21 protein-coding genes are annotated in these 24,608 nt (G+C 45.3%); 17 read left to right on the plus strand and 4 right to left on the minus strand.

Annotation, left to right across the window (positions count from 1 at the left end; all coding sequences use genetic code 11):
• Window positions 1–60 precede the first annotated feature (60 nt).
• Window positions 61–2,391, minus strand: coding sequence for a helix-turn-helix domain-containing protein (locus tag QF049_RS04380; RefSeq protein WP_307535105.1), 2,331 nt, complete (start codon window positions 2,389–2,391; stop codon window positions 61–63).
• A gap of 279 nt (window positions 2,392–2,670) precedes the next feature.
• Here QF049_RS04380 and QF049_RS04385 point away from each other — a divergent pair, with 279 nt between their 5' ends.
• From QF049_RS04385 to QF049_RS04405, 5 genes are read left to right on the plus strand one after another with little or no spacing between them, the layout of a single operon-like run.
• Window positions 2,671–3,720, plus strand: coding sequence for an amidohydrolase/deacetylase family metallohydrolase (locus QF049_RS04385; RefSeq protein WP_307543096.1), 1,050 nt, complete (start codon window positions 2,671–2,673; stop codon window positions 3,718–3,720).
• Window positions 3,698–4,807: a DgaE family pyridoxal phosphate-dependent ammonia lyase gene (locus QF049_RS04390; RefSeq protein ID WP_307535107.1), complete on the plus strand. Its 1,110-nt coding sequence runs from the start codon at window positions 3,698–3,700 to the stop codon at window positions 4,805–4,807. Before QF049_RS04385 ends, QF049_RS04390 begins: the two co-directional genes overlap by 23 nt.
• The gene (dagF, locus tag QF049_RS04395) at window positions 4,804–5,559 is read left to right on the plus strand and encodes a 2-dehydro-3-deoxy-phosphogluconate aldolase (RefSeq protein ID WP_307535109.1); all 756 of its coding nucleotides are present in this window, start codon (window positions 4,804–4,806) and stop codon (window positions 5,557–5,559) included. Before QF049_RS04390 ends, dagF begins: the two co-directional genes overlap by 4 nt.
• Window positions 5,552–6,565, plus strand: coding sequence for a sugar kinase (locus QF049_RS04400; RefSeq protein WP_307535112.1), 1,014 nt, complete (start codon window positions 5,552–5,554; stop codon window positions 6,563–6,565). Before dagF ends, QF049_RS04400 begins: the two co-directional genes overlap by 8 nt.
• Before the next feature lie 10 nt (window positions 6,566–6,575).
• Complete coding sequence (locus tag QF049_RS04405) at window positions 6,576–7,298, plus strand: GntR family transcriptional regulator (protein ID WP_307535114.1); 723 nt, start codon at window positions 6,576–6,578, stop codon at window positions 7,296–7,298.
• 58 nt (window positions 7,299–7,356) lie between these two features.
• Here the strand turns inward: QF049_RS04405 and QF049_RS04410 are convergent, their stop codons facing one another.
• Window positions 7,357–8,895 carry a hypothetical protein gene (locus QF049_RS04410; RefSeq protein ID WP_307535116.1) on the minus strand — a complete coding sequence of 513 codons (1,539 nt, stop codon included), beginning with the start codon at window positions 8,893–8,895 and terminating at the stop codon, window positions 7,357–7,359.
• Between the two features lie 161 nt (window positions 8,896–9,056).
• Between QF049_RS04410 and QF049_RS04415 the strand changes: the two genes are divergently transcribed.
• The 6 genes from QF049_RS04415 to QF049_RS04440 all read left to right on the plus strand — a co-directional run bounded on the left by QF049_RS04415 (window position 9,057) and on the right by QF049_RS04440 (window position 13,984).
• Window positions 9,057–9,863, plus strand: a complete 807-nt coding sequence (locus tag QF049_RS04415; protein WP_307535118.1) for a helix-turn-helix transcriptional regulator — start codon at window positions 9,057–9,059, stop codon at window positions 9,861–9,863.
• Window positions 9,864–9,998: 135 nt separating this feature from the next.
• Window positions 9,999–10,955 carry an aldo/keto reductase gene (locus tag QF049_RS04420; RefSeq protein ID WP_307535120.1) on the plus strand — a complete coding sequence of 319 codons (957 nt, stop codon included), beginning with the start codon at window positions 9,999–10,001 and terminating at the stop codon, window positions 10,953–10,955.
• 138 nt (window positions 10,956–11,093) lie between these two features.
• On the plus strand, window positions 11,094–11,690 hold the full coding sequence (locus QF049_RS04425; RefSeq protein WP_307535121.1) for a cupin domain-containing protein: 597 nt from the start codon (window positions 11,094–11,096) through the stop codon (window positions 11,688–11,690).
• Window positions 11,691–11,821: 131 nt separating this feature from the next.
• Window positions 11,822–12,502 (plus strand): hypothetical protein, encoded by a 681-nt coding sequence (locus QF049_RS04430; protein ID WP_307535123.1) that lies wholly within the window; start codon window positions 11,822–11,824, stop codon window positions 12,500–12,502.
• A gap of 284 nt (window positions 12,503–12,786) precedes the next feature.
• On the plus strand, window positions 12,787–13,035 hold the full coding sequence (locus QF049_RS04435; RefSeq protein ID WP_307535124.1) for a hypothetical protein: 249 nt from the start codon (window positions 12,787–12,789) through the stop codon (window positions 13,033–13,035).
• Entirely contained in the window at window positions 13,010–13,984 is a 975-nt protein-coding gene (locus QF049_RS04440; RefSeq protein ID WP_307535126.1) for a chemotaxis protein CheA, read from the plus strand. Before QF049_RS04435 ends, QF049_RS04440 begins: the two co-directional genes overlap by 26 nt.
• A gap of 97 nt (window positions 13,985–14,081) precedes the next feature.
• Here QF049_RS04440 and QF049_RS04445 read toward each other — a convergent pair whose 3' ends face one another.
• Window positions 14,082–14,966 (minus strand): LysR family transcriptional regulator, encoded by an 885-nt coding sequence (locus QF049_RS04445; protein ID WP_076328475.1) that lies wholly within the window; start codon window positions 14,964–14,966, stop codon window positions 14,082–14,084.
• 112 nt (window positions 14,967–15,078) lie between these two features.
• Between QF049_RS04445 and zwf the strand changes: the two genes are divergently transcribed.
• From zwf to QF049_RS04465, 4 genes are all read left to right on the plus strand, one after another.
• Window positions 15,079–16,602, plus strand: coding sequence for a glucose-6-phosphate dehydrogenase (zwf, locus tag QF049_RS04450; RefSeq protein ID WP_307535129.1), 1,524 nt, complete (start codon window positions 15,079–15,081; stop codon window positions 16,600–16,602).
• Window positions 16,603–16,638: 36 nt separating this feature from the next.
• Window positions 16,639–17,304 (plus strand): fructose-6-phosphate aldolase, encoded by a 666-nt coding sequence (fsa, locus tag QF049_RS04455; protein WP_091020607.1) that lies wholly within the window; start codon window positions 16,639–16,641, stop codon window positions 17,302–17,304.
• Between the two features lie 60 nt (window positions 17,305–17,364).
• Window positions 17,365–18,783: an NADP-dependent phosphogluconate dehydrogenase gene (gene gndA, locus QF049_RS04460; RefSeq protein ID WP_124116334.1), complete on the plus strand. Its 1,419-nt coding sequence runs from the start codon at window positions 17,365–17,367 to the stop codon at window positions 18,781–18,783.
• A gap of 245 nt (window positions 18,784–19,028) precedes the next feature.
• Entirely contained in the window at window positions 19,029–20,132 is a 1,104-nt protein-coding gene (locus tag QF049_RS04465) for a metallophosphoesterase (RefSeq protein ID WP_307535133.1), read from the plus strand.
• A 228-nt stretch (window positions 20,133–20,360) separates the two neighbouring features.
• Here QF049_RS04465 and QF049_RS04470 read toward each other — a convergent pair whose 3' ends face one another.
• On the minus strand, window positions 20,361–21,383 hold the full coding sequence (locus tag QF049_RS04470) for a hypothetical protein (RefSeq protein ID WP_307535135.1): 1,023 nt from the start codon (window positions 21,381–21,383) through the stop codon (window positions 20,361–20,363).
• Between the two features lie 271 nt (window positions 21,384–21,654).
• Between QF049_RS04470 and licT the strand changes: the two genes are divergently transcribed.
• Window positions 21,655–22,509, plus strand: a complete 855-nt coding sequence (gene licT, locus QF049_RS04475; RefSeq protein ID WP_307535137.1) for a BglG family transcription antiterminator LicT — start codon at window positions 21,655–21,657, stop codon at window positions 22,507–22,509.
• A gap of 131 nt (window positions 22,510–22,640) precedes the next feature.
• Complete coding sequence (locus QF049_RS04480; RefSeq protein WP_307535139.1) at window positions 22,641–24,560, plus strand: beta-glucoside-specific PTS transporter subunit IIABC; 1,920 nt, start codon at window positions 22,641–22,643, stop codon at window positions 24,558–24,560.
• Window positions 24,561–24,608: the final 48 nt, after the last annotated feature.

Below are 24,608 nucleotides of genomic sequence, written 5' to 3' on the forward strand. Positions count from 1 at the left end.
AATGAAGCGGTATCTTCAAATATAAGAATGTAGTACAGAAGGGGCGGAAGCTCCGCCAACTTAAACAGGTCCTTTAATAGTAGCTCCTCTTAAGGCATGTTCTTTGCGATACTGCCCTGGCGTCAGACCGATTTCTTTTTTGAACTTGCGGATGAAATTTGGCGCATCCATGTAACCGACCTGTTCGATAATTTCTTTGAGCGGTGCGCTAGTGTTCTCCAGCAGCCGCATGACTTCATCCACACGTCGCTGCCAGATATATTGTGAGAAATTGCGGCCGGTCTTCTCTTTGAAGCTCCGGCTTAAATAAGAAGTTGAAATGGCAAACTTAAGTGCCACATGCTCTAGGCTGAGTGTGTAATCTGCAAACTGTTGATCCACGTAAGCGAGAATGTCATCCATTAATGTAGACTCGCTTGTCTTCGTATTCAGCTCCACCTTCGCGCAAATGTCAGCGGCCAGACAGAGCAAACGACTCTCCAACTCTTCAAGTGTTTCAAAGGAAGTCAATTCCGGCATATTGGCGAACACTTCGTTCATACCAAGCTCGGAGGCGGTGCGTAGAAAAGCGTTCAGCAGATCGAAACAGATGCAGCGCAATAGATGAACCTGTAACGGCTCGTTTTTGATCGTATGAATAGTTTCGGTAATCAGTTGCACGGTTACTGATTCGTTGCCCTGCTTTAGACTCTGCTCCAGTTTCAGCATGGATTTGCGTGAAATCCAAAAGCTCTCGGAAGCAGAAGGGTTCAGCTCTGCAAGCTGCTCGAAATAAGTTACCTGACCGCTGTGCTGGATGATTCGGTGCTCCAGAGCTGTAGCAGCTTCAATGAAGGATTGGTTAAGACGGGCCAAGTCCCTGTATGCCGTGCCTACACCGATACTCAGAGATAGCTGCGAGTGCTCGCGGATTACCGCTTGAATGGCTTCAATCACCTGTTCCAATTGGTTATGAATTGGCTTCTCCGCATCACCGGGAAGTGAAATAATCAGAGCAAACTGGTCTTTGACTGAGAATTCTACACCGAAAATCTGAGCATTGGTACCTGGAAGACACACATTGCTGAGTATATTCTGCAACAGATGCCTTTCCTGCCAGGACATGTCGTCAGACAACGTATCATCCCAAGACAATATAGCCGAGAAATAGAGCCCTTGTCCTTGAGGATGCCGGAATCCGGCGCTCAGGATCATTTGCTCAATCTCCGGATCATCCGGCTTGCCGTGCTTGAGTAACAGCAACATGCACTGATTACGGACGAAGGGCTCCTGAAAATCAATTTTTACACTGTAACTGTGGAGCGTCTGTCGTATCCATTCCCATTCATTGCGCAGCTTGGAAGCATCATCGCCGCTGCCTCTCATCTTGTCCATCAAATCCCTGATCGGATGGTACTGCCGTTTGGCTAACAGCAGCGCAGCAGCTATGCCAGTAATGACTGTAATACAGAAGACGATCAAGATCAGGGTCTGGACATGGGCGACACGGCTGAAGAATTGGAAGCTTGGCATTGTGGTCACATAGGTCCAGCCATTTTCTTCCGATTGAACAGAAACAACGGAGTATTGTTCTCCATTCATCTTCAAATTATGAATACCGGGCTCAAGTGTAGCTAAATGCTCAATTTCGTCCTGGGGAAGGCTGATGCCATGGCTATTCGCGGTCAGCACCTCTCCGGAGGGACTGAAAATATAACTGCTTCCTGAGAAATCACTCAAAATCGAATCCATGACCCCCGTAAGGTTGGATTCTTTCATTAAATAAACAACGGTCCCATATAGAAACGGGTCATTCGGTTTAACGGGCACAAGCATGACAAGCATCGACTCCATTCGGGAATTAACCTTCACGTTCTCAGCGGGACGGACCAGGGGCTGCCTGGTTTCATTCAAGTCCTGCCGCAATTCTTCCGGATTCCAATGCTCGAACTGATAGAGACTATCAAAGGTGACATCAAGATTAGCCAGACCGCGGTATGAATAGATGTTGGAATCGTTATGGAAATAGAGGAGCAGATCCTCTGCAATGCTGCTGCTAGCTTTGTAATTGGCCAGCGCCTGAATCGCCTCCAAGCTATAATAAGGATGCTGTACCATATAAGGGGTCAGGTGTTTGTCATAGGCGATTCTCCCCGCTATTTCCTGAAGTTCATTCATGCGGTTATCTATAGTGCTCTTCACCTGGTTAAGCTGATTGACATTTGATTGTTCAATCTCCACTCGCAATCCTTTGACAGCGTTTTCATATACAAAAATAGTTACACCTGTCAGAGGGATAAGAAATATGAGAATGTAAGAAAAGGCATATTTCAGCAGAAGCCTTGATTTGAAATGATTCCAGCTGAACCTGAATCTGTTGAGCAAGGATGGCTTGAGTGCCGAATTTGCCATGAAGCAGTCCCCCAGTGTTAGATATTCGAATTAAAAATTTTGAATTAAAAATATTGTTCTCTTCTGGATTACACTTGTGCTAGTATAAACATTATAACATTATAACATTATAATCTTTAGAATAAAGTAGCTCATCAGGCTTATTTTTGCCTATTTGGAAGTACAGATTTCATGAATCATTTTTTGGATTTTGCCTGTATACCGGGGTTGAAAAAGGAGATGGGATGAGTGGGCACAGAGAATGTGCTGCGCAATCTGCAGCTTGTTGATGGGCGAATTATGGATATCGCCATTCAGGACGGGATCATCACCGCCATTACACCGCCAGGACAGGTTGAAGGAGAAAATGAGCTGGATTGTTCAGGGTTATATGTGTCTAGTGGGTGGATTGATCTGCATGTGCATGCCGTCCAGGAGCTTGATCCCTATGGCGATGATATCGACGAAATTGGTGTGAAGCAGGGGGTAACAACGCTTGTAGATGCTGGAAGCTGCGGTGCAGATCGAATTGGAGCTTTTTATACCGCAAGACTACAGGCTGCTACACAAGTATTTGCTCTGTTGAACATTTCAAGCATCGGGCTCGAACGGACGGATGAACTGTCGCAGTTGGAATGGATTGACCAGGCCAAGGTCCTGGAGGCGGCAGCGGCTTATCCTGATTTCATTGTTGGTCTGAAGGCCCGCATCAGCCAAAGTGTCGTCAAAGACAGCGGCATACAGCCACTCAAGTTGGCACGCACACTCTCGGAAAAAACGAAGCTTCCACTCATGGTTCACATCGGTTCTGCTCCGCCCGCGATCTCTGATGTGCTGGAGCTACTACAGTCTGGCGATGTAATCACCCATTACCTTAATGGCAAGTCCAACAATCTGTTTCATGCGGACGGCACACCGCTGCAAGAACTACTGGATGCAGCTGCTCGGGGAGTTCAACTGGATGTGGGGCATGGCACAGCGAGCTTTTCCTTCCGGATTGCAGAACAGGCCAAGGCTGCAGGCATTGCGCTGAATACAATCAGTACGGACATTTACCGAGGCAACCGTATGAATGGTCCGGTATACAGTATGTCGAATGTGCTGACGAAATTTCTGTACCTCGGCTACAGTCTGGAAGAGGTGATCCGTGCGGTTACAAGAAGTCCAGCGGAGTGGCTCGGTAAGCCGGAGCTCGGGCAGATTAGGGTGGGACAGCAGGCGAACCTGACTTTATTTTCCCTGGAAGCAGGCGAAAAGCAACTTAAGGACTCGGAAGGTGATGTCCGGGTCACGCAACACTATATTGAGGCTAAAGGAGTCTTTGCTAATGGGTCACTCATTACAGGCTAAATATGGATTGAAGCGTGTTATTAATGCCAGTGGAAGAATGAGCATCCTTGGCGTTTCCGCACCAACGGATTCAGTCATGGATGCGATGAAACAGGGCGGACAGCAGTACGTGGAAATTGCGGATCTTGTGGACAAATCCGGAGAATATATTGCACAGTTACTTGGTTCGGAAAGCGCGGTTGTGGTGAACTCCGCATCCAGTGGTATAGCGCTGTCAGTGGCAGCCATTGTGACTGCCGGAGATTCACGTCTCAGCCTTCGTCTGCACCAGGAGCCGATATTGGAAAATGAAATTATTATGCTAAAGGGCCATAATGTGCAATATGGAGCGCCGGTCGAAACCATGATATTCCTTGGCGGCGGCCGGGTAGTAGAAGTCGGGTATGCCAATGAAGGCCGTAAGGAACATATCGATCAGGCGATCGGTGAACACACTGCAGCCATTTTTTATGTTAAATCCCATCACGCTGTCCAGAAGAACATGATTTCTGTGGAAGAGGCGTGGGAGGTTGCACAGCGTAGAGGGGTGCCGCTGATTGTTGATGCGGCAGCGGAAGAGGATCTGCACAAATATATCCAACTTTCGGATCTGGCCATTTACAGCGGGTCGAAAGCTATTGAAGGCCCTACTTCCGGCATTGTCGTCGGCAAAAATAAATACGTGGAGTGGCTTAAGGTACAGCTACACGGGATTGGCCGCAGCATGAAGGTCGGCAAAGAGACCATTTTTGGGTTACTTCAAGCGCTAGAGGAATACCAGGACAAAGCGGATAATAGTGAACGAGAGAAGCAGACGCTGGAGGCTCTTCAGCCACTGGATAGACTTCCTGGTGTTTCGGTCCGCATCGTGCAGGATGAAGCCGGCAGATCGATTTTCCGGGGACGTGTCCAGATTGATTCCTCTCTTGCTGGGGTGGATGCGAAGAAAATGAATGACCAGCTACGTGAAGGTGCAATTGCGGTATATACCCGAGACTATGGCGTCAAGCAGGGTTATTTCGATATTGATCCAAGGTCGCTACAAGGGGATGATACGCAGGTCATCGTCAGCAGAATACATGAAATCGTGGGAGGTAAACCAGAATGAGTCATATTCAGCAGTGTCTGTATAGGAACAGGGCCGCAATTAATGTATTGGCCGGGAGTATCGGGAACGCCAAGGATGTGTACGAGGCTGCGGAAGGATATGTACTTATTGGTGTGCTCTCCAAAAATTATGCTACGTCGGAAGAAGCTGTAGTTGCCATGACTGAATATGGTCAGGCTATTCAAGATGCCGTATCTATTGGACTCGGGGCCGGAGACAGCCGTCAGGCTGCAGTTGTGGCGGAGATTGTCGCCAGCTATCCGGGAAGCCATATCAATCAGGTATTCCCGGCAGTCGGGGCAACCCGTGCCAATCTGGGACCTAAAGATAGTTGGATTAACTGCCTGGTATCTCCATGCGGTCAGCCAGGTTATGTAAATATATCGACTGGCCCCATCAGTTCAGTAACCACTCCGCAGGCCATTGTTCCGGTTCATGCCGCCATTGCACTGGTTCGTGACATGGGAGGGAACGCGCTCAAATATTATCCGATGCAGGGGTTGAAGCTGGAAGAGGAGTACCGTGCTGTTGCCAAGGCTTGTGGAGAAGCGGCTTTTGCTCTGGAGCCTACAGGCGGAATTGATCTGGACAACTTTGGACCCATTCTAGAGATTGCACTTCAGGCAGGCGTACCTCAGGTTATACCACATGTCTATTCTTCAATTATTGATTCACAGACCGGGAGTACGAACGTACAGGATGTCCGCAGCCTGCTCGAAACAATGAAATCGCTGGTGGACCGATATGCCTAGGGTTGCTGCTTTTGGCGAAGTGATGATGCGGCTGCAGGTTCCGGGCTACGAAACGCTGGTCCAGAGCAGCAGGCTGGAATATTCTTTTTCCGGTAGCGGGGTGAATGTAACGGCAGCATTAGCCAGATACGGCCATTATGGCGCTCTTATTACGACCTTGCCGGAAACTCCGGTGGGCGAAGCGGCTATCGCTTATCTGCGCAAGCTTGGGGTGGATACCTCTCTTATTAGGCAGGGCGGTAAACACCTTGGGATGTACTTTCTGGAGAATGGCTTTGGAGCCCGCCCTGGCAGAGTTACTTACACAGACCGGCTGGGCAGCAGTTTCAATACCGCGGACGCAGACAATTATGATATGAAAGATCTTGCCTCCCGAGTCGACGTTCTTCATTTATGTGGCATTACGCTGGCTATGAATGATGGCGTGCGCAAGCAGATGAAACGACTTGCTGAGGAAGTGAAGAGTGCTGGGGGCAAGGTTGTGTTTGATTGTAATTACCGTCCTACGTTATGGGGGACAGATGGTTATGTCAAGGCCCGCCCGCATTATGAGGAACTGCTGGGGCTGGCAGATCTGGTGTTAATGAATGAGAAGGATGCGAAGTGCATTCTTGGCATCGTAACCGGAGAATGTGATAGAATAACACAGATGAAGCAAGCGATTCCTGAAGTTGCACAGCGATTCGGAATCGGAACGGTAGCAGGAACTCACCGTGAGATTAACGCTGACCATACGCATTCCTTGACAGGATATATCTATCATCAAGGTACGTTCGTATTTTCCCGCAAGCTGACGTTCCCGGTGTATGACCGGATCGGTGCCGGCGATGTATTTGCTAGCACCATCATCCATGGGGAATTGCAGCAGTATCCACAGGAACATACGGTTAATATGGCAGTGGCGGCAGCGATGCTGGCCCATACCACTCAAGGTGATACAGCGCTTTTTACCGAGAATGAGGTGCTCCGGGCGCTGTCGGACCATACCTCAGATATTGAAAGGTAGTGAACAGTGAGTGTCTCTGAAGCGCAAGCAAGGTCCTTTATATCAGCAAATCCAAAAAATTCTCAAAGATCGGATTCTACATGGCGTATATCCTCTCGGAAGCATCATCCCCTCCGAACCGCAGCTGGAGAAAGAATTTGGCGTCAGTAAAATGACAGTCCGCGGTGCGGTCCAAGAGCTGTCCCAGGAAGGTTACGTGCAGAAAAAAAGCGGTGTTGGGACGATTGTGTTGCGCAATACCTCTCATCAGAAGCTCTCAAAGGGCAAACGGTTTACGGAGCTGCTCGTAGAAGAGGGCCATAAGCTGGAAAAGAAAGTTCTGAATTCCCGTTTACTCACCAATGATACCGGAACGGAGGAATATGATCGCTACGGGCCGTATTGCCAGCGGATTGAAAGGCTTTACATTCTTAACGGACAACCTTATATTCATCTGATACACTTCTTGGCAGCAGCTGCATTGCCCGGCGGAGGCATGGAAGAGATGAATGGAGACATTCAATCGCTGTATGACTCACTGGAGGAGAACAACATTTTGCTGGAGAACTTCAAAGACCGTTTCTTTGTGGAGCTGGCAGCCCCTGAGGTATGCCAGCTACTGAAGATCCCCCCGGGGACGCATGTGCTTAAGCGCCTCCGTAACTCCTTCGACGGAGAAGGCAGATTAATTGAGCACAGTATCGGCTGTTATAACACGGAACTTCATCATTATCTGGTTAGTTACGACACTTGAGGTCGGGGGTGCCAAAGAGGGTCCCGCCATTTTCATAACAGGACCCTTTTTGCGTAAACTAGAAATCCCTCAAACGATCAAATACCTCATATAATTCCTCGTGATTAACTTCTACCGAATCATCTTGACGCAGTTCCAAATTCTGCTGTAACTGCTCTAGCAACGCTGCTAGAACAACATAAATCTCTTCCCGCTCAATAGTTTCAATAAAGCCGGTCTTGGCATCCATCTTGTTGAAGGTCTGTGTGTAGTTCTCAACCATGGAGACGAGTTGTTTGTGCATAGCTTCCTGATTGTTAAAATCTTGACTTAACTGACGTATTTCCTTCAAGCACTGTTTGTACAATTGAGCTGCTTTTTGGGCGTGAGCTGCCTTAATGTGGTCCCGCCCATCCCAATCCCGAAACGGATTGTTCAGGTTCTCCGCAAGCCATTCGGGTTTGCGTGCTTTGGTGATTTCCATATCAAGTCCGGCAGCAGCGGATTTTTTATATCTTGTTTTGATTGATTTGGCTGCATCGGCAGGCAGGCTGGTTAGCCACAGCTTAGCCAATTTCGGAAGTTGCTCTGGATCAGGGAATTGTTCACCATTGAAACCGAACAGGTCATATGTAGTGAAGGTCTGCAGATTTGCCAAATGCTGAATCGAATCTATATGGGATACATTGCCGGGTTTACCCCACAATCGTAACTCTGAAAGCTCAGGATAATACTGCACAAGTGGCTCCAGATTGAGTTCCGTAATATCTCTGATATACAGACCTTCAAGTCGTGAGATACCCGTAACCTGTGGCAGGCCCGATGGAACATTGAGAGTGATGCATTTACCGTCTTCATAAGCCACGATACGCAGATCAGGAGACACCTCTCCTGTGAAATTCAGACTCTTCATCTTTGTGTTCAAAATTAACTCCTTCAACCCGCTGACATCCACAATAAGTTTGGTCAGATGACTGTTGCTGATATCCAGCATCGTTTGACCATGATGTATGATATGAAGTTCATTAATGAACGGGTTGTCTTCTATAAATGTAAAGATCGATTCCGTATATCCATCCATTTCAATATGTGTCAGACAAGGTAGTTTTGCGAGTTCGACTACATCTTCAGAAGATTTAGGGCTGAAATCGCGGAGTGTACTCGTACTGCGCCGCATTACACGATCGCCAACCATCACTTCTTCGTCCTCATCCGTAGCTTGTTTGAACTGCGCTCTTCGGGTCGCATCGATACCATCCCATTCACGCTGGAGATAGAGACTTTCTCCGATCGGCCAGCCTCCGCCATACGTATTTGTTTCCTCGGTGTAGAGAGGAGGGATATTGCCTGCAAGTACATACCGTGAAGGAACATTAGCACTCACGAAACTATGGGCAAGTCGATCATGCCAGAAATAGAAGTTACAGATCAGCGGTTTCATCTGATGAAGCTGCATTTCATTAGGCAGTTGATCACCAGTCCAATCCAACTGAAGGACGGAGGCAAGCATGTCGGAAGTTTTACCCTCCGTTTCTTTCAGTCCAGTTACCTGGCAGGCGGTATATTGTTGTAATTTTTCGACGTACACGCAGTATACATCTCCAACATTAGGGATCATGTTATGCTCCTTTCGTTCTGCACCAATCGATGCTAAGCTACTTGTAAACCAAGTATTCTGCAGAACTAATAATAGATGAATTATATCAAAGTCATTCAGAGACTACCATTTTGGATAGAGTCGAATAGGCTTGAATACTTTTATAAAAAGGAACGATGTCTATGGATACAAGTATGAGCCGTAACAAAAAACTGGGTGAGTTCTTGAAATCACGGAGAAGCCGCATTCAACCGGAACAAGTTGGATTGTCAGGATCTTATGGACAGCGAAGAACACCCGGTCTACGGCGGGAAGAAGTAGCGGTATTGGCTGGTGTCAGTGCAACGTATTACACGTGGCTCGAACAGGGTAGGGAGTTGGCGGCTTCACGAGAAGTGATGCAGAGTATAGCGAATGCGCTCCGTTTAACCCTGGAAGAGAAGAGTCATCTATTTGACTTATGGGACCCTAATACGGAACATGAATTCCTTGCTTCGTATTCGCAACTGGAGCCAGGGTGGCAGAGCATTATTGGCCAGTTGACTCATCCTTCCTTTATTACCAATGAACGTTCTGAGGTACTTGCCTGGAATGAAGCTGCAGATACGAACCTTTTCAACTTCTCGTCGATGCATGTGAATGAGCGTTTAATGATGCGGATTTTATTTTTAGATGCAGCGCTCAGGGAGCGTATGCACAACTGGGAGGAATTCGCGCGGCACTCGGTAGCCGTATTCCGTACGTATTATGACAAGTACCCGAGTGACCCCGAATTTAGCAGAATCGTGAAACAATTGAGTGAAGAAAGTGTAGACTTCCGAACGATCTGGAACCTGCACCAGGTTGAATTAAAACAAGTCAATCGTGTCCTGCTTGAAACGACGGATCGGGCAGATGGCGTTGTGCATGCATACGATATCTTTTCCATGAATAATCTGAACAGCCAATCAGGCATTCATTGTTGTATTTACGTTCCTGTTGCCATATAGAAAGTTAATCAAACTGGTAATTTCTTTACTAGCATAAACAGAGTGTGGTTGGGGTCTCGGGAGTGAAATAGAATGAACTCAAGTTCATACGTTTCTAGTTAACGTTTCTATTTCAAGATGAAAAGAGGGAGCCTCATGCTCAAAACAAGAACACTGGGAAATGATAAATTACGAATATCTGCGCTCGGCCTGGGTGTGATGATGATGCCGGATAATGACGAATCGGTACATACCATTCAGGGTGCGCTGGATGCAGGAGTTACCATGTTTGATACGGCGGATCTGTACGGAGAGTATGAAAAACAGCGATTTGGAGGGAATGAAAAACTGCTTGGACGCGCGCTTCAAGGTCGAAGATCCAAGGCAATCGTTGCCACTAAATTCGGTATTACGCACACACAGGGGCCCAAGGGAGATCCGGCCTACATTAAAAAGTCAGTAGATGCGAGTCTTTACAATCTGGGAATGGATTATATCGATCTGTATTATCAGCATCGTCCTGATCCGAATACACCCATTGAAGAGACGGTAGGCACACTTGCCGATCTGGTTCAACAGGGGAAGATTCGATATATTGGTTTGTCCGAAGCGCCAGTAGAGATCATTCGGCGTGCACATGCTGTTCATCCGATTACAGCGTTGCAGACTGAATATTCATTATGGAGTCGAGAGCTTGAGGATGAGATTATGCCTGTCCTGCATGAATTGAACATTGGCTTGGTTCCATACAGCCCATTGGGACGGGGCTTCCTGACAGGTCAGATCCGTTCTATAGACGATTTGCCGGAAGATGATTATCGTCGTCACTATCCGCGTTTCCAAGGTGAGAACTTTCAGAAAAATTTGGAGGTTGTTGGATTGATCCAAGAGATGGCTAAGCAAAAAGGATGCACGGTCTCTCAACTTGCTCTGGCCTGGTTGCTTGGAAAGGGAGAACATATCGTTCCGATCCCGGGGACTCGGAACTTGGAAAGAGTTCACGAGAACTTAGGAGCGCTACAGGTTTCGCTTACGGATGATGAGATGAACCAGATAGATCGCATATCACCCCAGGGCATTGCAGCCGGAGGCAGATTCCCTGGTCAAGTCTAGTTTGTTTATACATGATTCTAAGAAACCTAATGTTCAGGATTAAAAACAATATATAACATGTGTCAACGGTATTATCTTTCTATTCTCCGGCATACAGTACAACAATGAGGTGTATGCCCAAGGAGGAGAAATGATCGTATGATGAATCCGATTTTACAAGCCCCGAATGTTCCGCTGGCAGCCGATTCCAATGCGGTTGTCAATTATCAGAGGGATTCACGCAACTATGTAACCCAGTTGTTTGGAGAACAGCTGCCGACCATTGCAAATGGTTTCTTCAACGTGTACTTAAGCAAAGGAATTATTGTGCAGCCACACTGGCATACCAATGTCACGGAGATGATTGTGGTTATCAGCGGTGAAGTTACAGCGTCAGTCTTCAATCCGTTTACGCGTGAACGATTGACATATCGTCTGAAACCAGGGCAGGTTGTGGTATTTCCGAAAGGCTGGTTTCACTGGTTTGTTGCTGAGACAGATGATGTATATGTATTAACCATCTTTGATCAACCAACCCCTGATATTGTGTTTGGAGCGGATTTCTTGGCAGCTACACCGCCGGAGGTGGCTCACCGCGCGTACTGTTTGGATGAAGAGGCATATGCGAGAGCTGTTGCGTCTATTAAAAATGATGCGATTCTAGGCCCACCAATAGGATGTGATACGCAGGTTTCTGATCAATCGACTTCACCTTCCAAGACGTCCGTGTCACCATCCAATAAGCTGAAATCTTAATTCAAGATTCCTTATTTATTATCAAAGTACAGAGCCTGTAACTGGAGAATAACAGTTTCAGGTTTTTTGACGTGTTGATGTAATAATCGTTAGTATAGTATGAACATCCAACAAAAACGGAGGACTCATGAATGAACATGTCAGAAATGAAAACGCTTGAAACTGCAATGAGTTATGCACCTGTTTTGATGTTTGACAGAGCCGAACCCTTTTATCCTGATTTAGTTGGCATTTCTGTGTTGCATCAATCTGGGCCTTCACCATCGTTCAGAAGGGATATTAAGTTTCCGACCGAAGCAGTACAATACGTAATTGAATATGCAATCTGGTGGGATTATGAGATTGGACATCTGTATGAAATGGAGCATGTATGGGTTTATGTGGGTCATGACGGAGAGGTGGTAGACTGTGAAGCCAGCTTTCATGGGAAAGTGCTGCGCGGATTATTGAAGGAACGGGTCAATGTGGTTGGACATCATGTATGTCTGTACTCTCAGCCTGGCAAACATGCTTTCTCACCACTTCCGGTTGTATTTGAGTTATTGCCAAACCTGTATAGTGCAGCAGGTGCCGAAGCTGGATGTGATGGGCTACTTGTGAATGAGTTGTTTCAAGATTATTTTGAAACGAATGAACAGATCGATGCTCAGGTGGAGCGTTATCTGCAGACCAAAGCGTTTGTACCTACCATGGAGTTCGAAGAATATTTACTAAAACCGGAGATGTTCATGACGTGGGATAATCTGTTTGATATTATTCCGCACAGGATTAAGGACCGCTTAATGGAACTGGAGCAGTTATATAACACATGAGTAATTAGTTTTAAACGGGTTTTATGTTAATTTTAAGTGTATTTTTTCGCTTCAAAACCAAACTTTGTTTATTCGGGTTTGGTTTTTTTTATGGGAAAATGGACTCAGTATGTGTAAGTATTTATTGGACTTAAGTCTTGAAATGTTGAGTGTTTACAGCGAAATACATAATTTTCACTCATGGAAAATGATATTTGTTAGACGTAAGAACTATACAACTTCTTATGTAAATATAAGAAGACCATATTACATGAAATTTTGTATGGAGATGTATGTGAAAGTCAATGCAGAATGTTGAATATACGTATATATGTAAGTATAAAACGTCAAAGGACACACAACAGCTTAAGGCAGACCTGTCTTCAGACTCGGATATACATATGCCGGAGATTGTTCCATATCTGCTGGAATCCAATGAGGTTGCAGCGATGTCTGCACCACTTGAATTAATCTCTGAAACAGAGCAAACGAAACAAAGCTTGCCTAACGTGAATACAACTGGCCCGGATGAAGACACGGATGTTACCCATTGATCAACTATTCAGTCGCTTCCCGAGATTGGTTCGTGACCTATCGCAGAAGCTTGGTAAGGATCTGGAACTAGTTATTCAAGGTGGAGAGACTGAGCTTGACCGGATGATTATTGAAGAATTGAGTGACCCGCTGATCCATCTCATCCGCAACAGTGCTGATCATGGCATTGAAAGTGCAGAGGTTCGGGCGGAGAACGATAAGCCGTCCAAAGGACGTATTACATTAACTTCGTTTCATGAAGAAAATCATGTTGTCATTCGTTATTCGGATGATGGTAAAGGTATCGATGGTGAGAAGATTAAAGCTTCCGCCTTGGGCAAAGGTATCATTAGTGAGGAACAGGCTGCACGCCTAACAACACAGGAAGCTGTCCATCTCATATTTGAGCCTGGTTTCTCCACAGCTTCTTCTGTAAGTGAAGTATCGGGGCGCGGCGTTGGAATGGACATCGTGCGTAGCCAGATCGGGCGTCTCAACGGTATCATTGATATTGATACGGAGGTTGGTGTTGGCACCACGTTTACGATTCGTCTACCACTCACATTGGCGATTATTAAAGGTTTGTTAGTTAAAGTATCAGGTCGTGTGCTAATCTTGCCGATGTATAATGTTGCTGAGATTGTTCGAATTTCACCTGAAGATATTCAGATGATTCAGGGGCAACAAGCGATCCTGAATCATGGACGAATTGTACCTTTTCACCGACTGTGCGACAGGCTCAACTATCCACGAACAGACCGCAAATCCAAGACCATTCCACTGGTGATCGTGCGTTCCGTTGACAAAATTGCAGCATACTCGATAGATGAGATTATAGGAAATCAGGAAGTCGTTATTAAGACGCTTGGTACGTATCTGGGAGCGATGAACCATCTATCTGGAGCAACGATCCTCGGTAATGGTAAGGTGGCCCTTATATTGGACGCGTCCTATCTGGTGAGTCTTTAATCGTTAGATAAACACAAACATTATGCAGGCCAAAGAGCCTCATCATCCATGACTGGATGGTGGGGCTCTTTGTTGTACCTTTTGACATTGTGGCCACTCAGGCTTTGAAAATGAGATCCATAAACCGGTTGGCAGCCAGAGAGATCGGCATATTTCGTTTGGTCATAATCCCCACATGGGAAGGGGGGAGCGGGACATCAAGCTGAATTTCGAAGAGAGAACCTTCCTCCAGCTCTTTGGATATAAATTCACGTGTGACATAGGAAATCCCCAGTCCTCGACGCGCAAACTCAATCAACAGATCAACGCTACCAACCTCAATCTCAGGTTTCAACGTGTAATTATAGCTGTTAAACAACTCGGTTATAGCCATTCGAACACGGCTGTTCCGGGAGAAGAGGATCAGTTGATGCTCCAGAAGCATCTCAAGTGTCATGACTTTACCCTTCAACTGAGCATAACGTTCCCCAGCTACAAAACAGTCTTTCAACTGAATGCTTTCCCTGACTTCGAGCTGCGGATCAACAATGGGCATTCGAACAACACCAAGATCAATCTTGCCTTCTTTCAGAAAGGTAATCACTTCCGGCGTGGTTCCATGACTCAGATGTAGCTTGATGTTAGGATACAGGGTGTGGAATTCCTCCAGATACGCCAGCATGTAATGCTTGAACAGGGAGTCACTGCCACCAATCCGGAGTTCACCATTGTCCAGATTCTTCAGTGCGGCCATTTTTTCTTCCGCAAGCGAGATCAGAATTTGGGATTGTTCAATATAGGAGTATAGACTGGCACCTTCCTGTGTCAGCGCTACACCCTTGGAATTTCGATAAAACAAGGTGAGACCAAAGCTCTCTTCCAATTGCTTAATGGCATGACTGACGCTGGGTTGAGTGATATACAGTGCTTTCGCAGCCTGTGTCAAACTTCCCGTTTTGGCGGCCCAATAAAAGACTTTATATAGTTCGTAATTTGTTGTCATAGATGTGGTCTATAGCTCCTGTGAAATATATTAATTACTTGTATAGCTATAAAACGTATTATAGTGTAACTACAACAAAGAAACCAGAGTTACTTGGAAGGAGAACGGTGAGATGGAACCAACTACCATTGTTTTATTTGGTGCTACTGGCGATTTAGCCAAAAGAAAAATATATCCTGCCTTATATAACTTATATCTTGAGCAGAAGCTTCCTGAAACCTTCTCATTGATTGGTCTGGGGCGTAGAGAGTGGTCTGATGAATTCTTTCAGGCACAAGTGGAAAAATCATTAAATGAATTTTCCAGGCGCCAAGCTGATCCTGAAGTTGTGAAGTCATTTGTGAAAGCTTTCCGCTACAGTGTATTGAATATAAGCCATAAGGAAGATTATATAAAGCTGTTGGGATTAGTTGAACAAAGAGAAGCTGAGCTTGGCATTCCGTCCAACCGCTTGTTTTATCTCTCGGTTGGTCCGGAATTCTTCGAACCCATTGCAGAGAACATTCAACAAAGTGGGCTGGGTTCCACAGACGGCTGGAAGCGTCTCGTCATCGAGAAGCCATTTGGTCACGATCTGCAGTCCGCCCGCGACCTTAATCGCAAATTAAGCGAATCGTTCACGGAAGAAGAGATTTATCGGATTGACCACTATTTGGGCAAACCGATGGTACAGCGTCTGGAGACGTTACATCAGAGTAACCCAATCATGAAGGCGTTATGGAACAACCGCTACATCTCCAATGTGCAAATTACAGCGAATGAGACTGTAGGTGTCGAAGAACGTGCATCCTATTATGATCATGTAGGTGCAGTGCGAGACATGTTCCAGAATCATATGTTGCAATTGCTCATGATGATGGCGATCCAGCTTCCATACAACAGTACTTCCGAAAAAGTTGGATTGAAGAAAAAACACATTATGGAATCGATCCAGCCGTTACAAAAACAAACTGTGGGCGCAAACATCATCCGTGGACAGTATGCAGATGGCAACATTCAAGGTAAACCGGTAAATGCTTATACTGCTGAACCGGGTGTAGCCGAGAATACGATGAATGACACATTTATTGCTGCCAAATTGCAAATTGATGATTTCTTCTGGCGTGGTGTTCCGTTTTACATTCGCACGGGTAAAAGAATGAAGGAGAAATCAACACGTATCGTGATTGAATTCAAAGAACCTTCAGGACAAACAAATGTGCTGAAAAACAAGGGTTCCAAGCCAAACCTGCTCGTCATTGAGATGAGTCCGGATCAGAGCATGACATTGCAACTGAACGCAAGTGATCCTGAGAATAAAGGTGAATTCAAACCGGTTCACATCGATCTTTCTCCGGATAAAGGTGACCTCGCGGAAGCTTACGAGAATCTGATTCGTGATGCTTTGCTGGGTGATCCAACATTCTTTGCCCACTGGGATGAAGTAGAATTGTCATGGGCGTGGGTGCAACCCATTCTGGATGCATTCCAGGAAAATCTGTTGCCACTTCACCTGTATCCTGCAGGTAGCTATGGTCCAGCTGAATCAGATGTTATGCTTGAAGAAGATGGTCACCACTGGTGGTTTGATGAGCCGGCGGATCAGGAGTCTGTAGTTACAAATAGCATACCCTTGGCGGTTAATGCGAATCTCTAAACCATAAAAAAAATTATATCTGGAGGTAATTAAATTATGAAATTTTTTATCGATACAGCTAACGTGGAAGATATCCAAAAAGCATACAAAATCGGTGTATTGTCTGGTGTAACAACAAACCCATCTTTGGTAGCCAAAGAAGGCGTGAAATTCGAAGATCGTATTGAAGAAATCTTGCGTTTGGTACCTGAAGTTGAGTCCGTTTCTGCGGAAGTGACACCAGATGCCCTTACTGCTGAAGATATGATTGCACAAGCGAACGAATTGATCAAAATTAACAACAGCGACAAAAACATTACGATCAAATTGCCAATGACACTTGCAGGACTTGAAGCTTGCCGTTACTTGACCAAAAAAGGCGTGAAAACCAACGTAACGTTGATCTTCACTGTGAACCAGGCGCTTCTGGCTGCTCGTGCTGGTGCGACATATGTATCTCCATTCCTGGGACGTCTTGATGATATCTCTGAGGATGGCGTACAATTGGTTACCAAAATTGCTGAATTGTTCCGTACACATAACCTGGATGCACAGATTATTGCGGCTTCCGTAAGACATCCGGATCACGTTACACGTGTAGCAATGGCGGGAGCACATATCGCGACTGTTCCATTCTCCGTCATTGAACAAATCTCCAAACACCCGCTGACAGATCAAGGTATGGACAAATTTGCAGCTGACTGGAAAAAAACAGTACAATAATCTATAACCATTCATTCGTTTTAACTTACTATATAAATAATGGAGTATTGGGAGGACATAATGAGTAAACAACAGATTGGTGTTATTGGATTGGCAGTAATGGGTAAAAACCTAGCTTTGAATATTGAAAGCAAAGGTTTCTCGGTATCGGTATTTAACCGTTCCCCGGAGAAAACGAACGATCTTCTGAAAGAAGCAGAAGGTAAAAACCTGACAGGTGCGTTCACTATTGAAGAATTCGTGGAATCCCTGGAGTCTCCGCGTAAAATTCTGATCATGGTGCAAGCAGGTAAAGCAACAGATGCAACGATCGAGCAACTGCTTCCTCATCTGGATCAAGGCGACATTATTATCGATGGAGGTAATGCTTACTTCCCTGACACACAACGTCGTAGTAAAGAACTGGAAGAAAAAGGTTTCCGCTTCATCGGAGCAGGTGTATCCGGTGGTGAAGAAGGCGCCCTGAAAGGCCCGGCAATCATGCCAGGTGGACAGGAAAGTGCTTATCAGTTGGTAGAACCGATCCTGACAGCGATCTCCGCTAAAGTTGGCGATGACGCTTGCAGCACATACATCGGACCAGACGGTGCTGGACACTATGTGAAAATGGTGCATAACGGTATCGAGTACGGAGACATGCAGTTGATTGGTGAAGCTTATCACTTGCTCAAATCCGTATTGAACGTTTCCGTTGAAGAGTTGCATGAGATCTTTACTGAGTGGAATCAAGGGGAGCTGGACAGCTACCTGATCGAAATCACGGCAGATATCTTCTCCAAATACGATCCAGAAACAGGAAAACCAATGGTTGACGTTATTCTGGACGCGGCTGGACAAAAAGGAACAGGTAAATGGACAAGCCAAAGTGCGCTGGATCTCGGCGTTCCATTGTCCATGATTACGGAATCCGTATTCTCCCGTTTCCTGTCTGCCATGAAGGACGAGCGTGTAGCAGCTAGCAAAATCCTGAGTGGACCAGCAACTGAAGCATTCTCTGGCGACAAAAAAGCATTCATCGAGAACGTACGTAAAGCATTGTTTGCAAGTAAAATCGTATCCTATGCACAAGGATTTGCACAAATGCGTGCAGCTTCCGATGAATACGGCTGGGATCTGAAATACGGTAACATTGCCATGATCTTCCGTGGCGGCTGCATCATCCGTTCGCAGTTCTTGCAAAACATTAAAGAAGCATATGACAAAGATGCAGAACTCAAAAACCTGCTCTTGGATCCTTACTTCCAAAACATCGTTGAATCTTATCAAGGCGCATGGCGTGAAGTTATAGCGGCTGCTGTAAAACAAGGTATTCCAGTACCTGGATTCTCCAGCGCACTGTCTTACTATGACAGCTACCGTACAGAGCGTTTGCCAGCAAACTTGCTGCAAGCACAACGTGACTACTTCGGTGCTCACACATTCAAACGTGTGGACAAAGAAGGTTCATTCCACTTCCAGTGGATGGACACAAACGAGTAATTTTAATTCCGAAAATATAGCATTCCTGCAGTTGTCCTTGAATTTAACTATTCAGGGCGGCTGCGGGAATGCTTTTTCTCGTTTTGGTTCGAATTTGAATATCATCAAATTGTAATAAAATGTACGAATCTGGGTTTGGCAAACAGATGATCTGACTCATCAACTACGTTATACTTGTTCAGACGGACCTGTGTCCGTGATGAAAATTCAGAATACAACTTATTGACGTGGAGGTTAGACCGGGCATGTTTGTATTAGCAGGTATATTGTTTTTGGTCGTATACGGTTTATTAGTGTTCTACATAGGCTGGAGCGGTTGGAGTTGGATGAAGCCAGTTGTGTCCGCCAGATTTCGATGGTTGTATATTATAGCGCTTGTATTCCTTGCCGTTTCCTTCATTCTGGCACGGGTATTTGGAAGCATCTCGTTCCTCGGTATCGTCGGTTCTTACTGGCTGGCGATCTTTTCGTTGTTATTACTGATCCTGCCCGTCGTTCACCTTATGATGTGGTTGCTGAGATTAACCCGTATTCCTAGACATCACACACAGAAATGGGCGGGAGTCGTTACGCTGGTGTTATTAGTGTCCACATTAGGTTATGGAATTTATAACGCTTACAGCCCGGTAGTCAGAACATATAATATCCAGATTGATAAAAAAGTAGAAGGTGTAGACAAGCTCAACATTGTCATGGCTGCCGATATGCACTTCGGACTTCTGTCTGGCCCTGCACATGCCAAACGCATGGTGGAGGAGATTAATGCATTGAAGCCGGATCTGGTGCTGTATCCTGGAGATATTATTGATGACAATCTGGATATGTACCTCAATAGCGGAATTGCCGATATTATCAGTGATATTCAGGCACCATACGGTGTCTATGCTTCTCTCGGGAATCACGATAAGTTCGATGGTCCGATTGAAGATCTGATCGCTGCGCTGGAGAAAAGCAACATGCAAGTTCTGTACGATGACAAGATTGTTCTGGATGACAAGATCACTCTGATTGGTCGGAAAGATCGCACAGAGAAGGATCGTGCAGAAGTAGCTACGTTAATGCAAGGTACTGACTTTAGCCAACCGGTGCTTATGATGGATCATCAGCCGTATGATCTGGATATTGCGGAGCAAAACAATGTAGATCTGGTCGTATCTGGTCACACCCACCGTGGACAGATTGCGCCTGCTCAGTTCATCACACAGGCGATTTACGAGAATGATTGGGGTTATCTGCAAAAAGGTTCTATGCACTCCATCGTAACCTCAGGATTTGGCTTCTGGGGACCTCCAATTCGTACTAGTAGCCGTTCGGAGATTGTACAAATTAATGTGACCTTCCAACAATGATGAAAAGCCCTTCGAGAGAAGGGCTGCCTTATAAGCACGTCAAGCGTAGATTGATGATACCGGCTCCGCTTTTATGATGACAAGATCAAATCGACTGTCGTCATAAAAGCGGAGTATTTCTTATGCAATTTTAAATGGGTGCTGATTGATTAAGGAGTTTATATTAACATAAGGCGACTCGATCTCCCGGAAATCGGAGTTCAAGCCGCTTGTTTTTTATTATGTAAGTTAGTTTCTTACCCCTTTTGAAGGAATAGCTTCAAACGAATAAAATGCGCCTTTTGTATTGATTTTACCGATAAGCGTTGTGGCTCCTTTTTTCGTAAAGGTGTATTCGTTTTCTTGGATACGAACGGAATAACCTTTTAGCTCAATACCAAATATAGATCTGACTGTAGGTACAGCGATGGATAGTGCTTTGTTTTTGCTGAGCTTGGGCTTGGCAAAAGACTTTTTGAAATCAGTATCATTTTTCCAGTTGATACCTAGTTCGTTGGTGACTTTCCATACCTTTCCGGTCTTGCTGCCGATATGTACGTAATTTAGATTGTCGTCATCCCGATACTGCCATAACATATCTTTTCCTTCTACGGTAAATAAGGTGTAATCAAAAGCTTTTACTGAGGGGATTCCAAGTGTTTTGAGTGAATTTCGTGCTATGTTTGTCATCCAGGCATAGGCATCATCGATTTTATATTGCAGGATTGCCGACATTTGATTATCTTTGTCCACATCGATGTAAAGTTGTTGACTTGGTCCAAAGATGACCCAGTAGTTTTGGAGTAAATGTCCATGTTCCTGATCATTGGCTTTGAAACGCCAAAAACCACCTTTAATGAAGATATCTTCATCTTCAAATGTTTTTAAGAAGGCGTCGAGTTTCAGGCGCAGCGCATTATCCATGACTTTATCCAGATCGGCGGTATCATACATGATATGGGTGGACGCGACACGATTTGTATCAGGGTCGTATGTTTGTGTGAAATAGGCGAATCCGGTTCCATCAATAGTTCCGTTAATGACCCATGGATCAAATGATGTGTCTATTGTGGTGAATTGAATGGTCTGTTTCCCCACGAGTTTAACTAGTTCATCACTCAAAAGTTTTTGTGTCTTCCGATCCAGGTGGTCAGCGGACTCGTAATTTTCTATCAACGAGAGTTCATTGGATTTTGCGGCCAAGGTGGGCGGAGCTGATAACAATAGCGAGATGGCAGCAATGACGGCGGTAAACGAAGTGATTTTTTTCAAAGTGAATCCTCCTGATTAGTTTGGGTCATATTATTAAAAATCAAAGGTTAATTTCATTTCAACATAACATAAAAGGTAAATGTTTCATATGACCGAAAAAAGTGGAATAGTGCGGTACTATTTTTAGGTTGACACCGTTTTCAGGTTATGATAAATTATATCCGAGGCTTGTTACCGGTAATGCGGGCAAAACCACGATGGAAATGATTTTATTATTTCTGTTTTGGTTTTGCCCTTTTTTATTCCTCAAAAAAAACCAGGTGGGTCCATAATGATTATTAAACAGATATTTAATAACAATATTGTCAGTACCGTGGATGACAAAAATCAGGAACTGCTGATCCTCGGCCGGGGTATCGGATTCAAGTTCAAAGCAGGCGATGAGATTGATGAAGAGCGGATTGAGAAGGTATTTCGTCTTCAGGATGCATCGATCTATGAGAAATTCAAATCCATCGTAGCTGAAGTGCCGATTGAGATTCTGCAGGCAACAGATGATATTGTGACACTGGCACGAACGCAATTGAACAAAACCATCAGTGACGGGATCTATGTCTCGCTGTCTGATCACATTCACTTTGCTGTTCAACGCTTGGAAAAAGGAATGATCACTCGCAATCCACTTTCCTGGGAAGTTCAACATTTCTATAAGGCGGAGTACGATGTGGCCAGAGAAGCATTGACCTTGTTGAAAGAAAGACTGGATATTGAGTTTCCCAAAGATGAAATCTGTAATATTGCATTGCATTTCATCAATGCGGAAGTGAATGATTCCATGAACGATGTCACCCATCTAATGCAGCTGTTGCAGGAGATCATGAATATCATCAAATATCACTTCAACGTCGAATTGGATGAAGATAGCGTCAACTATTTCCGCTTCATCACCCATTTGAAATATTTCTGTCAGCGTGTCATTACACATTCTTCACATGATGATGCTGAGGAGTATTTATATGAAGTGGTTCGGAAAAACTATCCGGAGACATTCAAATGTATTGGCAAGATCGAGACTTTTATCCATAAGAACTATCAGTATGACATGACTCACTCTGAGCAGTTATATCTAACGCTCCATCTGGAACGTTTGATGAAAACCAAGCGGGACGAAAAGTTCACGCAATAGAATCAAATCACAACTGGATATCCTATGGGCTTGTTACTGTTCAATCAGGCAATACCCGAATGAGATGGCGCCACATTTTGCGCTATATTCATTCGGGTATTTTTTATTGGAAAAATGAGGAGGAAAACATCATGAAACATCAGGAAGCGGCGCAGGAAATCATCAAAGCCGTTGGGGGAACCAAAAATATCAATTCAGTGTATCACTGCGTCACACGTTTGCGCTTTGATCTAAAAGACAACGAGAAAGTAGACAACGGCTCACTCAAGAAACTGGATAAGGTCATGGGCACGAATATTTCCGGCGATCAATTCCAAGTCATTATCGGTAATGATGTGGCAAAAGTATTCGATGCCATGGTGAAGGAACATCCAGCGATCCAGCAAAGTACGGAAAATAAACAGCCTAAGTCGGATAAAAAACAAAATATAGTACTGAAAATTTTTGAAACAATCGCAGGTGTCTTTGCCCCAATGCTTCCAGCGATTACTGCAGCAGGTATGCTCAAAGGATTACTTGCACTATTCGTGTCCGTAGGTTGGATGTCTGCCGGAACGGATACGTATCGTATTCTTTCAGCCATCGGTGACGGCGTATTCCATTACCTGCCTTTACTGATAGCAGTCAGCGCTGCTCGTAAATTTGGCAGTAACCCGTTTGTTGCGATTGCACTAGGTACGGCACTCATGTATCCAGACATGACAGCATTGTTATCTAGCGGTGAATCGGTTGGATTCTTGGGAATCCCGGTTACAGCAGTAAGTTATGCTTCATCGGTTATCCCGATTCTTCTTGCAGTATGGTTGATGTCCTATGTTGAGAAATGGGTTGACCGCGTTATCCCTGCTGCACTCAAGCTATTGCTTGTGCCGCTGATTACCTTACTTGTTATGGTTCCGGTAACGCTGATTGCGATCGGTCCATTGGGTACATTTGTAGGTAGCGGATTGTCTGGCGGCATCAACTGGCTGCTGAATGAAGGCGGATTGATTGCAGGTATTGTTCTTGGCGGCGCGATGGCGCTCATTATTATGACAGGAATGCACTATGCACTTGTGCCGATCATCCTGAGTAATATCGCTACACTGGGTTTTGATAAATTCTTGCCACTGACCTTTATCTCCAATATGGGTCAGGCTGGTGCAACACTCGGCGTATTCTTCCGGGCAAAAGATAAAAAACTCAAAACGGTGGCATTGTCCACGAGCTTTACAGCGCTGATGGGTGTAACGGAGCCAGCTATGTACGGCGTTAACATGAAATACAAAAAACCATTTGCCGCAGCCATGATTGGTAGTGCAGTAGGTGGCGGATTCGCCCTTGCTTTTGGCGCGAAAGCGTATGTACTTGCGGGTAACGGTGGTCTCCCAGGACTTCCTTCCCTGATCGGACAGACCTTCTGGTATTCATTTGGGGGTATGATTTTGGCCTTTATCGTGGGTGCAATCATGTCTACGATATTTGGTATTAAGGAAGAAGAAGGAGACGCAGAGGCGTTAGCTCAATTCTCACCAGGTGCTTCTTCTGCACCAGCGAAAGTAACTTCCAATGACGCCGCAACCGTGAACGTGGAAGACATGGGCGATCCAACACCAACGAGTGATGCAGTAGCTGTTGCACCGATGACAGGTAAATCCATCCCGCTCAAAGAAGTCAACGATCCAACATTTGGTGATGAATTGATGGGTAAAGGTGTGGCATTTGTTCCAACGGTGGGCGAATTGGTATCTCCAGTGACAGGTACCATCATGAATGTGTTCAAAACAAAACATGCGATTGTTGTCCGCAGTGATAACGGAATGGAATTGTTGATTCATGTTGGAATTAACACGGTGAAGCTGCGTGGACAGTATTTCGATGCACATGTTGCTACAGGAGCACGTGTACAGGCTGGAGACAAGTTACTTACATTTGAACTGGCCGAGATTGCAAAAGAATACGACATCACAACCGCTATGGTTGTTACCAATACGGCAGATTACAAGCAGGTTCTACCTGTGAAATTGGGCGAAATCACGATGGGTGAAGACGTCTTGAAAGCTGAAATCTAAACTGTCCGTCTTAGGACTAACAATATCAACTAAAGAAGGAGAGATACG

Origin of the sequence: Paenibacillus sp. W4I10, assembly GCF_030816325.1 — a bacterium.
Taxonomy (GTDB): Bacteria; Bacillota; Bacilli; order Paenibacillales; family Paenibacillaceae; genus Paenibacillus; species Paenibacillus amylolyticus_B.